The sequence below is a fragment of the Streptomyces sp. NRRL F-5122 genome, from assembly GCF_001507435.1.
GTDB classification, from domain to species: domain Bacteria; phylum Actinomycetota; class Actinomycetes; order Streptomycetales; family Streptomycetaceae; genus Streptomyces; species Streptomyces lannensis.
Genome location: NZ_LMWH01000240.1, coordinates 38,801 through 50,764 on the forward strand (window position 1 = coordinate 38,801; position 11,964 = coordinate 50,764).

Sequence of the window (11,964 nt, forward strand, 5' to 3'; positions counted from 1 at the left end):
CCCGCTCACCGGTCGCCCTTCGCCGAGATCTGGCACCTCGGGCACCACAGTGTTCTGCGCCCGGCGACACGGGTCGAGCGCAGGGATGCGCCGCAGCGGGGGCACGACGGTTCGTCGTCGTCCCTGCGCCCGGTGAGCCAGGAGCGGCGAGGGGGCACGCGACCGACCCGCACGGACGCCGTGAGTACCCGGCCCATCGCGGAGTGGATGCGGCGCAGTGCCGTCCCGCCCAGGTCCCGGGCCGGCGTCCGGGGATCCACCCGAGCCCGCCAGAGGATCTCGTCGCACAGGAGGTTTCCGAGACCGGCGATCACGGACTGGTCCATCAGCGCGCTCTTGACTGCGCCACGCCGCCCCGACAGCAGGTCCAGGAACTCCGCTCGGTCCACGGTCAGGGCGTCGGGACCCAGACCCTCCACGATCCGGTCGACGGTGTACTCGTCGGCCAACCGTACGCCCTGAAGCTTGCGTTGATCGTGATAGCGCAGCTCGCGGGCCTCGTCGAGGGTCAGCACGATGCGGTCGTGCGGTTCGACCGGCTCGTCGGGGCGGCAGCATCTCAGCGATCCGGTCATACCGAAGTGACAGACCAGGGTGGACTCGCCGTCGGTCGGCACGAACAGCCACTTGCCGTGACGCCAGGCCTTCCCCAGACGTCGGCCCGTCAGCTCCCTGCGCAGCCGCTTCTCGGTGACACCCCGCAGCACCCCTGCGTCGCGCACCTCGATGTCCGTGACACACCGACGGCGACCGCAGTTCATGAGCACCTGGCGGTACGCCTCGACATCCGGGAGCTCGGGCATGGGCTCGTTTCCCGTCTTTCCGCGTCCCCCCGGCAGTCGGCCGGTCCCGCCGCCTGCTACCCGCCGCCGTGCGCGTGGTGCGCCCGCTGGTTCAGCCGTCGGGCCGCGCGATCGTTGAGAGCGCTGCCCCAGTCACGCAGTCGCGCTGCCACCGGATGCCCCGACCTGTCCGGGCCCGGTTCGATGTCCCGGCCCGGGTGCAGACCCCCGGCCCCGCTCCCTTCCGGGGAGCGCGGCAGTGCCCGGGCCGCCAGCGCGCTGAGCCGGGTGGTCAGTGCAGGGGCCACCCCGTGGGTGAGGCCGGCCGCCTTCGCCATCGGGGTGAGCACGATACGGGCCCGGCGCCGCTCAACGGCGGTCACGATGCGGTCGGCGGCGCGGCGCGCGTCCATCGAGACCACTGGGCTGCCCGCGAGCGCCGAGAACCAGGCGAACTCCGCGCCCTCGTTACCGCCGAACTCCGCGGCCAGGTGTGAACCGGTCCGCATCAGCCCGGGGTGGACCGCCGTCACGCTCACGCCGTGGCCCCGTAGTTCGGTGTGCAGGCCCTCGGCAAGGGCGGCGACGGCGGATTTGGCACACGAGTAGGGCAGCAGGTGCGGTACGGCGAGGAGTCCGCCGACCGAGCCGATCAGTGCCAGGCGTCCGTCGCCCCGGCCGCGGCGCAGCCATGGCAGGGCTTCGAGCGAGGTGTGCACGGCACCCATGTACATGGTCTCCATGGCCGACCGGAACTCGTCGACCCCGATCGACTCCACCGGCGCGACCTGGATGATGCCCGCGTTCGCGATCACCACGTCGATCCCGCCCTGTGCTTCGGCGGCGTGCGTCATCAGTGAGGCGACCGTCGCACGGTCGGTCACGTCACAGGGCGCGGTGCGCACGCGTGCGTCGGGGCACCTCTCGGTCAGGAACTCCCGCGCCCGGCCGAGCTCCTCCTCGTCCCGGGCCGCGATCGTGACCGCGCACCCCCGGATGAGCAGTTGTTCGGCGAGCAGCAGTCCAAGGCCGCGTGAGCCGCCCGTGACCACCGCGGAGAGTCCTGACATGGAATCTTCGTGCGAGCGGGACAGAAGCAACGTCATCACGTCCACCTTCCGGGCCTGAGTGGGGCACCGTGGTTGCGGGTACCGCGGTGGCGCAGGCTCACACGGCGTGCCGACCGAGGGTCGCCTGCCGGGCCGGCCGGGCGCCGGAAGAACAGGGATGTGCGCACGGTGTCACCGCGGCAGGTCGGTGGCCGCTCCGGCCGCGTCCTCGGTGACCAGGTCCAGGAGTGCGTGCAGACCGCCCCTGCGGAGGGCGGCACGCTGCCGGTCGGCTCCCGTACCGGCGTCGAGCATCCTGTGCAGGCCTTCGGCGACCCAGTCGTGGTCACCGAACCTGCGCAGGGCGGGGGCAACATGGTCGTACAGCGTCTCGGCAACCTGTCCGGCCGGTGCGGGCTTTCCGCTGCGCGGATCGACCAGCACATCGCTCAGACCGTGACGGGCCGCGTGCCAGCCGGCCGCGGTGAGGATGCCGGCCGGCGGATTCGGGGCGACAAGACCCGAGTGGGTCTCGTCCAGACCGGTGGCGACCAGTGCTCGGACCAGACCGGCGAGCGTCACCGCGCTGTCCACGTCGATCTGCACGTCCGGCGCCCGGACCTCCAGCGTCGGATAGCAGTCGGAGAGCCGGGCCTGCCAGTACAGCTGACCCCGATCCGGTATCACGCCGGTGGCCAGCAGCTCCCCGACACGCTGCTCGTACTGCGTGGCGTCCGCGGCGAACGGCGGCACACCGCTGGCCGGCCACCGGCCGAACACCACCGTGCGCCAACTGGCGAACCCGCTGTCCTTGCCCTGCCAGAACGGGGAATTGGCACCGAGCGCGACCAGTACCGCCAGCCACGGCCGCAACCGCGCCAGCGCACCGGCCCCCAGCGACCGGCCGGGAACGGCCACGTGCACGTGCATACCGCAGATCAGCTGCTCGTCGACCAGAAGCGCCGCCTCACTGTGCATGTCCTCATAGCGAGGCAGCGGCGTTACCGGCACCGCGGTGCGGGCGGCCACAGGGGCGGCGCCGGTCGCCGCGGCCACGCAGCCGCTGCGCCGTGCCGCCCTGCCCACGGCCTCCCTCAGCCGCACCAGATGCGCGGCCACCTCCGCCAGGTCCCCGCACACCGGTGTGGCCACCTCGATCTGCGCCTGCAGCAACTCCCTGTCGACCTCGCCGCCCGCCAGCGTGGGCTCCAGACCGGCCGCGACCTCCACCTGTCCCGCCGTCGGTGCGGGCAACCCACTGCGCGCGTCGAGCAGAACGTACTCCTCTTCCACACCCAGCGTGATGGCACTACCGGCTGCGCCCATGTACGACCCGTCCTCCCGCGTTGGTGTGCCTCGGACACGGCACCGGGTACCCCGAGGGGGCAACTGATGCAGTCCTTGTGATGCCGCCTTCCGAGCCTCGGAGCGGCGGCCGTCGACCGGGCTGTTTTGCACCGCGGCGGCTTCGGTGCAACGGTGAAAGGGAACCTTCATGGGTCAAGCAGCGCGTGCGCCGCGCTGGACAAGGCAATATCGGCCTTGGAGTCCCGACCACTCCCATGTCACGGAGGCGACGTGGACGCTCACGCCGGCAGGGTTCCTGGAGTGGTCCAGGAGCTGGAGTCACGCTCCGACCGCATCAGGGAACTGGAGACCGAGGTGACTCACCTGCGGCACGCAGTCACCGCACACGCGTTGATCGACCAGGCCATCGGCGTCCTCGTCGCCGTAGGACGGATCACGCCTGAAGAGGCCTGGGACGCGCTCCGTGAGACTTCCATGTGCACCAACACCAAGCTGCGCCAGGTTGCGGAGCTGGTGGTGGACTGGGCTCAGAACGAGCACCTCCCGGCGGACATCCGCGATGAACTCGCACCCCGGCTGCAGTCCCGAGCGGCCGAGTGAACGGTGCCTGACGCCTTGGTCTTCAGCCGGTTCACGGACCGCCTCCCGTGATCGTCCCCGCGCGGGAAGGGCTCCGCACCCTCACATTCACCGCTGGTCGTCCGTGCTTGACCGTGAACGGCTGGATCCACCCCCACATCGATCGCCTCGACCGGGAGACGGCCGCCCGCCCCTCCGACGCCCGGGTACCCGAGGCCACCGTCCCGGCACGGCTCAGGTTCAGCCCGGCGCTTCGCCGGGTACCCGGCCGCACCGTCGAACGGCACGTGATCTACCAGGAGGCGTGATGACCCAGTTCGGGTACTTCCTGTCATGCGAGGAGCACAGCCCGCATGCGCTTGTCGAACAGGCGCGGATGGCGGAGCAGGCGGGCTTCACCGCGTTGTGGATCTCGGACCACTACCATCCCTGGAACGACGAGCAGGGCCAGAGCCCTTTCGTCTGGTCGGTGATCGGCGCCCTCTCCGAGGCCGTGTCCCTCCCGGTTGAGACGGCCGTCACCTGCCCCCTCGTCCGCACCCACCCGGCCGTGATCGCACAGGCCGCGGCCACCGCCGCGGTGCAGTTGGGCGGCAGGTTCCGGCTGGGGGTGGGTACCGGTGAGGCCCTGAACGAGCACATCCTCGGCGGCCCTTGGCCCGAGGCTCCGGTTCGCCTGGAGATGCTCGAGGAGGCTCTGCAGATCATCCGGCAGTTGTTCACCGGGGAGCAGGTCAGCCATCGCGGCACGCACTACACCGTGGAGAACGCCCGTCTGTACACCCGGCCCGAGGAGCCCGTACCGATCGACGTCTCCGCGTTCGGGCCGCACGCCGCCGAGGCCGCCGCGCGCATCGGGGACGGGCTGATCACGATGATGCCCGACGGCGACATGATCGACCGCTTCCGGCGGAGCGGCGGCGGCACCAAACCCGCGTACGGCGGGCTGAAGGTCTGCTGGGGGCCGAACAAGGACGAGGCCGTACGGACCGCCCACCGTCTGTGGGCCAACGAGCAACTGCCCGGGGAACTCGCGCAGATACTCCCCACGCCCCGCCACTTCGAGCAGGCCTCCGCGCTCGTCACCCGGGAACAGGTCGAGAGGGCCGTCTGCTGCGGCGACGATCCGGACACGCACATCGAAGCTCTGACCGCGTACGCCGAGGCCGGATTCGACACCGTGTACGTCAACCAGATCGGCCAGGACCAGCAAGGCTTCTTCGACTTCTACCGTACGAAGGTGCTTCCCCGTGTTCGCCACTGAGGGCGGGCAGGGCTCCGGGACAGGACGAGCCGCGGTGTTCGACGTGGACGGCACCCTCGTGGACACCAACCACCTGGACGTGGTGCCGTGGTGGGAGGCGTTCCGCCGGGCCGGCGGCCGACGAGGGGCCCCACCGCTCACGTAGCGCAACGCCCCAAACGCCCCATGTGAAGGGATTGCCCCTGCTCAGAAGGGGTACGCAGGGTGGAGACCCGAGCCTGCGGCCACTGCCCGTAGGGTCTCCTCGGGGCCTGAACGGAGGTGCCTCGATGACGGTACCCACCGCACCCCCTTGGCTTGCGTCACTCGCGACTCCGCCAGGGGTGTACGCACCTCAAGCCGACACGCTGTTCCTGGCGACGGCTCTTTGGAGGGAGGCACTCGCACCGGGGACGGACGTCCTCGACCTGGGCACGGGCAACGGCACGCTGGCCGTCTACGCCGCGCAGCAGGGCGCTCGCGTCACCGCGACGGACATCGCCCGGCGTGCCGTGGCCACCGCACGTCTGAACGCGCTGCGGGCAGGACAGCACATCGATGTCCGCCGTGGGGATCTGCTGTCACCGATACGGGGCCGACGATTCGACCTGGTGGTCTGCAACCCGCCCTATGTCCCCGCCCCGGGGTCTCCCCCTCATGGCACACACATCGGTGACGGCCGCACCGCACTCGGCTCGGCGTGGAACGCCGGCCAGGACGGGCGGGCGGTCCTCGACCGCCTCTGTGAGGAGGTACCGCAGGCGCTGCGTCCCGGCGGCGTACTGCTGATGGTGCAGTCTGCACTGAGCGGACCCGACACAACCCTGCTCAGACTGTCCGGATCCGGACTCCGGGCCGCCGTCAGCGATCGCATCCGCATACCGTTCGGCCCCGTTCTGCGCTCCCGGCTCCCCTGGCTGCGCGACCGCCGACTGGTCACGCCCCAGGACATGTTCGAAGAGCTGGTGATCATCCGTGCCCAGCAAGCCTGAACGACCGTGCCGCGTCGTGCTCACCGACGACGGCCCGCTGCTCGTACCGGGCCCGGTGGAGGTCACTCTCGCCGACGGGACGGTGGCCGTGTCCACTCGGTTCGTCGTCGCCGTGTGCATGTGCCGACGCAGCGCCATCTACCCGTGGTGCGACACCAGCCATCGCCGCCGGACGGCCGGATGCCCCGGAACACACGAGGAGGGCGAAGCGTCATGATGGCACCCCCGCCGTCACCCGTGCGCGTGGGCCCGGCGCCGCCGCGCCCACGGGGCGACATCTCGTCCGCCGTCGTGGTCGTGTCGAGGGGAGACTCGGGTGAGCTGCCGACGTCCGCCGAAGTCGTGCGAGCGGATCCGTACGGCGACGATCTGCAACTGGCCCTCTACAGCCTCTACGAGCTGCACTACTGGGGCTTCGAGGGTGTGGACCCCCGCCGCGAGTGGGATCCCCGTCTGCTGAGTCTGCGCGCCACACTGGAGGACCACTTCGTCGACGCCCTCCGCCATGATGTCGCCCGAGCAGGCAGATCCGTGGGCCGGGCGCTCGACGACCTCCTGGCGGAGCCGACTCGGGACGACGGGAGCAGTGTCACCCACTTCCTCCAACACCACGGCGAACTCTGGCAGTTGCGTGAATACGCGGCGATCAGGTCTCTCTACCACCTGAAGGAGGCCGACCCGCACGCGTGGGTCGTCCCGAGGCTGCGCGGCAGGGCCAAGGCCGGCATGGTGGCCGTGGAGTTCGACGAGTTCGGGGCCGGTCGCGCCGAGGACATCCACGCGACCCTCTTCGCGAATCTCATGGCCGACCTGGGGCTGGACAACACATACGGCCACTACCTGGACGCCGCGCCCGCCGAGGCACTGGCCACGGTGAACCTCATGTCCCTGTTCGGGCTGCATCGCCTCTGGCGTGGTGCGCTGGTCGGTCACTTCGCCGCGGTCGAGGTGACCTCGTCCCCCGCTTCGAGGCGCCTGGCCCGGGCCATGCGCCGCACCGGCGCGGGCCCCGCCGCCGAGCGCTTCTACGACGAACACGTGGAGGCCGACGCCGTGCACGAACAGGTCGTTCGCCGTGAGGTCATCGGCGGTCTGCTGGCCGACGAGCCGGGCCTGGAGGCCGACGCCGTGTTCGGTATCGACACGACCGCAGAACTCGACCGTCGTCTTGCCGCGACCCTGCTCGAGGCGTGGCGGCACGGCCGGAGCGCCCTGAAAACCCCTCTGACCGCGCCACCGCAGTCGCAAGCGCCCGAGTGAGCGTCCTGTCAGCCGAAGACGGTGACCGCCCCTTCACGGCGCATGCCCTCGACGGTGTCGATCTGGTGCCGCGCACGGTCCAGAAGGTCCTGCAGCCGTGCCCGGTCGAGGCCCTTGGCCGACGGGAGCGACAACAGGGTCTGCCACAGCAGGCTCTTGCCCTCGATGCCCAGGCGCAGGGTCTCCAGTTCAAGGACGCTGCTCAGCCCCGAGCGCCGGGTCACCCGCCCGTTGAGTTTCAACTGACATGCCATCTGGCCGAGACGAGCGGCGTACACCTTGTAGCGGTGGGCCGGTACGCCGAGGGCGTCCATCATCTCCAGGAGGTACCGCCGATCCTCGGCGATCTCGTCCGCCACGTGGCGCAACGCGCCGCCGTGCGACGAGGAACGGTGGTGCTCGGCCAGGTGACGTGACATGAACTGCCCCGCGGTCGCACCGGCCAGATGGTCGTTGAGATAGATCTCCAGAGCTTCCGGTCCCATGGCGTCTCCCTGCCGTTCAGGCCGTCACCGGCAGGCGGACGTCGACGTCGCCACCGGCGGAGACCCGGCACTCGAAAGAAGGCTGCGGCGCGGTGGCGGGACCGTGCACGTTCACGCCGTCCGACAGCCGGAACTCGCTTCCGTGCCATGGGCAGGTGACGCAGCCGTCGAGCACGTTGCCCTCGTGGAGCGGCCCGTCCATGTGGCTGCACCGGTCGGCGAGGGCGTTCAGCCGGCCGTCCCCGTCACGCACCACGAGCAGCGACACCTCGTCGGCCGTCCGCCGTACGGGCTCGCCGACCGGGAATTCGTCCAGCACCCCGATCCGGTGCCATCCGGGCTCGACCAGAACCGGCACGGCCTCCGCATGGTTGACGCCGGCCGCCTGCCGGTAGGCGAGATGGCCGCCGAGCGTGCCCCCGACCGTGGCCATCGTCAGACCCGCGAAGCCGAGCATGCGGCCCACCATGTTGCGATGGCGCCTGCGCGCCGCGAGGGAGGCGGCGTACGCGCTTACGGCGGCGAGGTTCGACGCGGCATGGACGAGACCCACGCGGGCCTGGCGCGGACGCTGCTCCGCCCAGTCCACCCAGCCGGTCAGGGCCGCCGGTGCCGCACCGAGCAGACCGGCCACCACCAGACGGCGGGCCGCACGGCTCTCCCCGGGGAACAGGTCGAGGATCGCGGCCGAGGTCCAGGCGCCGATGGGCAGTTGGACCATGACCGGGTGAAGCGGATGACCGAGCCACAGGCCGCGCAGGGCGTCCCGGCCCCGGCCCATGGGGACAGCACGTACAACCTTGCGTATCCCCGCGGCGAGGCCGTCGAGCCACTGCTGATCTTCGATGGCGTCCATCGCGGTGGCCAGGGGGTCGCCCAGTGGTGTCTGCGCTGCGCTCGTCAGCCTCATGAGGGACACCTCCCCTTCCCGTTCGGGAGAAATCGAACTCTTGGTCGTATTGCGGTAGGCCTTGTCGCCACCTCTTCGAGGCCGTACGCAACGCGTGGTGCGCTCGGCCCGAACGGCGCTTCGACCGCGAGTACCCCGACCCTTACGGCCCATACTCGGACCCCTTCCCCGGATCGCCGCCCCGCCGGGCGCCCGCCCGGGGGATCGGCACAGAGCCGGGCTTCTCGCGGTCGCGTTGCCGGAGCAAAGCCGTGATGATCCGGATGTACGGGGTACCCGACGCAGAGAACTCAAGGGAAGAAAAGGGGTGACATCCGATGCCCGCAGGGTCGAGCCGTAAGCGTGAGCGGCAGTACGAGCACATCAAGGAGAGCGCCCAGGACCGGGGCGAGAGCGAAAAGCGCGCCAAGGAGATCGCCGCGCGCACCGTCAACAAGGAACGTGCCCGCTCGGGTGAGTCGAGGACCACGAGTCGCAGCTCCACCCAGGACATGTCCTCCGGCGAGCGGGGTGGTCACCGCTCGGGCAAGGGTCCTCAGGGCCCGACCTACGACCAGCTCTACGCCGAAGCCAAGCGGCGCAACGTGGAAGGCCGCTCCCACATGAACAAGGCCGACCTGAAGCGGGCACTCGGAAGCTGAGCGGGCTCGCACCGAGCCCGGGCCCGCGCCTTCAAGCCGACGCCACGAACGGAGGACAGCATGCTCATTGTCGGCGTTATCTTGCTGATCATCGGATTCCTCACCGGAATCTCCATCCTGTGGACCATCGGAGTCATCCTGGCGGTCATCGGTCTCGTGCTCTGGGTGTTGGGTGCCACGGGGCGTGCCGTCGGTGGTCGTCGGCACTACTGGTGACGAACATGCCGCTGCGGAAACGGTCCGGAGGACGGCCCTCGGGGGAGACGTATACGTCTCCCCCGTGACCTGCCGCAAAAGTGATCGCTGACTCGCGCATCGGGTAAATGATCATCCCCCGGATACGCGATGCTGCGAGGGCCCGGGAGCTCGGTTGGGCTTTCGGGCCCTCACTCTGCCGCCATGGGGCGCCTGCCCCCCGGAACCGGACACTTCGCTTGCCGTCCCGCCGAATGCCGCAGCCGGTCGCCGGAGGCCTGCGGCCGGCGTGCAGGGTGGTGGTACCCCGACTGGCCGACTCGTGCGCCATGGATCTGTTGGAGGGCGGCAAACGACTCCGGCGCGTGTGTGCACCCTTCGCTGCTGCCGCAGGGGGGTGTCCGCCCACGGTTCCCCGCGACGCCGTCGGCCCGCGTGCTCCGTGGGGCCAACCCCTTCCTCGCCCCCCAAGCCGGCTGAGCGCCGGAAGGCACCCATGTGAGGGTGGAACCCGCCGGAACAGTCGAACGCGACCTCGGCGGTCATCGCCCCCTGCACGCCTGCCGGCGTGCAATGAGAGCTGTCGCGCCCGCACGGACCTCTCGCGAACAGCCCTTCCGCGAAGACGACCTCGGGCCGGCCGGGGAACTGTCGCACAGCATCGCCCTGCAAGCCCCAACACCCGCCTGCACCGGGCGGTGCAGTCCACAGCGGAACACCGCCGGCGAGCTCTGCTCCCTCAGCTGCCCCGCATCGACGGCCCGGAACCCACCGGATCCCAGGTCGTCGCGTTGTCCGAGGAGCAGCGATCTCCCCGGGCACCGGGATGTGCGCACCGAGGCGGCTCGCCGGGGCCCACCGCGGTGGCCGGGCGAGCTCACGTTCCTTCCCGCATTCTGAAGGCGAGGGGTGAGGCGACGGAGGGAGTGATGAGGATGCAGATCGTCGTGGACCTCACGCGCTGCCAGGGTTACGCGCAGTGTGTGTTCCTCGCTCCCGGGGTGTTCCGGCTACACGGGGACGAGGCGCTGCTCTACACCCCGGCCGTCCCAGGTGATCAGGTGGAGCGGGTGCGTCAGGCTGCGGCCGCGTGCCCGGTCCAGGCGATCCTCCTCGGTGAAGGGGTGAGCGCCGGTGGCCGGTGACCTGTGGGACGGCCGGATCGTCGTCGTCGGCGCGTCGCTGGCCGGACTGAGGGCCGCCGAGGCGCTGCGTGAGGAAGGCTTCACCGGCCCTGTGACCGTGATCGGGGACGAGCCCCATCCGCCCTACGACAGGCCGCCACTGTCCAAGCAGGTGCTGCTCGGCCAGGCCGCCGCCGACACCACCGGGCTGCCGATGCGCCGGGATCCGGACGCGGAGTGGCGGCTGGGGGTGCCCGCCACCGGGCTGGACCCGATGGGGAAGCGGGTGCTGCTGGCCGATGGGGACGCGGTGCCGTTCGACCGGTTGCTGATCACCACCGGGACGCGGGCGAGGCCCTGGCCGCAGCGGGAGGAGGCCGCCCTGGACGGGGTGTTCACGCTCCGCACCCTCGACGACGCCGGAGGGCTGGCCGAGCGACTGGCCGCGGGACCGCGGCGGGTCCTGGTCATCGGCGGCGGATTCACCGGCTCGGAGATCGCCTCGGCCTGCCGGGAACGCGGCCTGGAGGTGACGGTCGCCGAACGTGGCCCCGGACCGCTGGTGGGCGCCCTCGGCGGAACGCTGTCGAAGCTCGCCGCCGCGATGCACCGGGCCCACGGAGTCGACCTGCGCTGCGGGGTCACGGTGACCGCACTGCGCGGGGACGACGGCGGCCGGTTCACCGGTGCGGATCTGTCCGACGGCAGCCGTGTCGATGCGGACGTGTGCGTCGTGGCGCTGGGGGCCGTCCGCAACGTCGAGTGGCTCGCGGACAGCGGACTCGCGGCCGGACCACGCGGCATCGCCTGCGACGCGGGGTGCCGGGCCTTCGACATGTACGGGATCGTCACCGACGACGTGTTCGTGGCAGGCGACGTCTCGCGCTTCCCGCACCCGCTGTTCGAATACCAGATGCTGTCTCTGGAGCACTGGGGCAACGCCGTCGCGCAGGCCGAGGTGGCGGCCCACAACATGGTCCATGCGGGGCCGATGCGGCGCCCGCACCTCTCGGTCCCGATCTTCTGGTCGAGTCAGTTCGGGCACAACATCAAGTCGGTGGGTGTGCCCACCTTCTCCGACCAGGTGGTGATCGCCCAAGGCTCGCTGGAGGCACGCCGGCTGGTGATGGTGTACGGCTACCGGGGCCGGGTCACTGCCGCGGTGACCGTCGACATGGCCAAGTCGCTCGAGTACTACGAGCGCCTGATCGAGACGGCCGCGCCGTTTCCGCCCGCAGCGGGCGCGGCGGACCGCCCGATGGCCGCCGAGGTGCCGATCCCCTCCGACGTACCGGACCCGAAGGGGCTGTACCACGGCCCCACCGTGGCGCTCACCGGTCATCTGCCGGACCGCCGGCTGACCGTGGTGCGGCCCACCGGCTGACCCGCCCCTCGA

At 70.8% G+C, this 11,964-nt stretch carries 15 protein-coding genes and 1 pseudogene; 11 read left to right on the plus strand and 5 right to left on the minus strand.

Going from position 1 to position 11,964, the window contains the following annotated elements:
• Nucleotides 1-5: 5 nt before the first annotated feature.
• The 3 genes from ADL25_RS26105 to ADL25_RS26115 all read right to left on the minus strand — a co-directional run bounded on the left by ADL25_RS26105 (nucleotide 6) and on the right by ADL25_RS26115 (nucleotide 3,157).
• On the minus strand, nucleotides 6-803 hold the full coding sequence (locus ADL25_RS26105; protein WP_059130266.1) for an Fpg/Nei family DNA glycosylase: 798 nt from the start codon (nucleotides 801-803) through the stop codon (nucleotides 6-8).
• 56 nt (nucleotides 804-859) lie between these two features.
• Nucleotides 860-1,888: an SDR family NAD(P)-dependent oxidoreductase gene (locus tag ADL25_RS26110; protein ID WP_234381042.1), complete on the minus strand. Its 1,029-nt coding sequence runs from the start codon at nucleotides 1,886-1,888 to the stop codon at nucleotides 860-862.
• Between the two features lie 135 nt (nucleotides 1,889-2,023).
• Nucleotides 2,024-3,157, minus strand: coding sequence for a carboxylate-amine ligase (locus ADL25_RS26115; RefSeq protein ID WP_059130268.1), 1,134 nt, complete (start codon nucleotides 3,155-3,157; stop codon nucleotides 2,024-2,026).
• 252 nt (nucleotides 3,158-3,409) lie between these two features.
• On the opposite strand from ADL25_RS26115, the gene ADL25_RS26120 reads away from it, so the two are divergent.
• From ADL25_RS26120 to ADL25_RS26145, 7 genes and pseudogenes are all read left to right on the plus strand, one after another.
• On the plus strand, nucleotides 3,410-3,739 hold the full coding sequence (locus tag ADL25_RS26120) for an ANTAR domain-containing protein (RefSeq protein WP_234381043.1): 330 nt from the start codon (nucleotides 3,410-3,412) through the stop codon (nucleotides 3,737-3,739).
• Nucleotides 3,740-3,846: 107 nt separating this feature from the next.
• Nucleotides 3,847-4,026, plus strand: coding sequence for a hypothetical protein (locus ADL25_RS26125; RefSeq protein ID WP_159045006.1), 180 nt, complete (start codon nucleotides 3,847-3,849; stop codon nucleotides 4,024-4,026).
• On the plus strand, nucleotides 4,026-4,982 hold the full coding sequence (locus ADL25_RS26130) for a TIGR03557 family F420-dependent LLM class oxidoreductase (RefSeq protein ID WP_059130271.1): 957 nt from the start codon (nucleotides 4,026-4,028) through the stop codon (nucleotides 4,980-4,982). Before ADL25_RS26125 ends, ADL25_RS26130 begins: the two co-directional genes overlap by 1 nt.
• Nucleotides 4,969-5,103: pseudogene (locus ADL25_RS46500) on the plus strand (HAD family hydrolase); the annotation flags it as partial. The gene ADL25_RS26130 and the pseudogene ADL25_RS46500, both read left to right, overlap by 14 nt.
• 148 nt (nucleotides 5,104-5,251) lie before the next feature.
• The gene (locus tag ADL25_RS26135) at nucleotides 5,252-5,953 is read left to right on the plus strand and encodes a HemK2/MTQ2 family protein methyltransferase (RefSeq protein ID WP_059130272.1); all 702 of its coding nucleotides are present in this window, start codon (nucleotides 5,252-5,254) and stop codon (nucleotides 5,951-5,953) included.
• On the plus strand, nucleotides 5,937-6,170 hold the full coding sequence (locus ADL25_RS26140; protein ID WP_059130273.1) for a CDGSH iron-sulfur domain-containing protein: 234 nt from the start codon (nucleotides 5,937-5,939) through the stop codon (nucleotides 6,168-6,170). The genes ADL25_RS26135 and ADL25_RS26140 overlap by 17 nt, the downstream gene beginning before the upstream one ends.
• Nucleotides 6,167-7,213, plus strand: a complete 1,047-nt coding sequence (locus ADL25_RS26145) for an iron-containing redox enzyme family protein (RefSeq protein WP_107116706.1) — start codon at nucleotides 6,167-6,169, stop codon at nucleotides 7,211-7,213. Before ADL25_RS26140 ends, ADL25_RS26145 begins: the two co-directional genes overlap by 4 nt.
• Nucleotides 7,214-7,221: 8 nt before the next feature.
• Here the strand turns inward: ADL25_RS26145 and ADL25_RS26150 are convergent, their stop codons facing one another.
• Nucleotides 7,222-7,698: a hypothetical protein gene (locus ADL25_RS26150; RefSeq protein WP_059130274.1), complete on the minus strand. Its 477-nt coding sequence runs from the start codon at nucleotides 7,696-7,698 to the stop codon at nucleotides 7,222-7,224.
• 16 nt (nucleotides 7,699-7,714) lie between these two features.
• Nucleotides 7,715-8,608, minus strand: coding sequence for a Rieske 2Fe-2S domain-containing protein (locus ADL25_RS26155; RefSeq protein ID WP_402527353.1), 894 nt, complete (start codon nucleotides 8,606-8,608; stop codon nucleotides 7,715-7,717).
• A gap of 317 nt (nucleotides 8,609-8,925) precedes the next feature.
• On the opposite strand from ADL25_RS26155, the gene ADL25_RS26160 reads away from it, so the two are divergent.
• The 4 genes from ADL25_RS26160 to ADL25_RS26170 all read left to right on the plus strand — a co-directional run bounded on the left by ADL25_RS26160 (nucleotide 8,926) and on the right by ADL25_RS26170 (nucleotide 11,952).
• Complete coding sequence (locus ADL25_RS26160) at nucleotides 8,926-9,249, plus strand: hypothetical protein (RefSeq protein WP_059130275.1); 324 nt, start codon at nucleotides 8,926-8,928, stop codon at nucleotides 9,247-9,249.
• Between the two features lie 60 nt (nucleotides 9,250-9,309).
• Nucleotides 9,310-9,465, plus strand: coding sequence for a DUF6131 family protein (locus ADL25_RS49865; protein ID WP_147318052.1), 156 nt, complete (start codon nucleotides 9,310-9,312; stop codon nucleotides 9,463-9,465).
• A gap of 914 nt (nucleotides 9,466-10,379) precedes the next feature.
• The gene (locus ADL25_RS26165; protein ID WP_059130341.1) at nucleotides 10,380-10,589 is read left to right on the plus strand and encodes a ferredoxin; all 210 of its coding nucleotides are present in this window, start codon (nucleotides 10,380-10,382) and stop codon (nucleotides 10,587-10,589) included.
• On the plus strand, nucleotides 10,579-11,952 hold the full coding sequence (locus tag ADL25_RS26170) for an NAD(P)/FAD-dependent oxidoreductase (protein ID WP_059130276.1): 1,374 nt from the start codon (nucleotides 10,579-10,581) through the stop codon (nucleotides 11,950-11,952). The genes ADL25_RS26165 and ADL25_RS26170 overlap by 11 nt, the downstream gene beginning before the upstream one ends.
• Nucleotides 11,953-11,964: the final 12 nt, after the last annotated feature.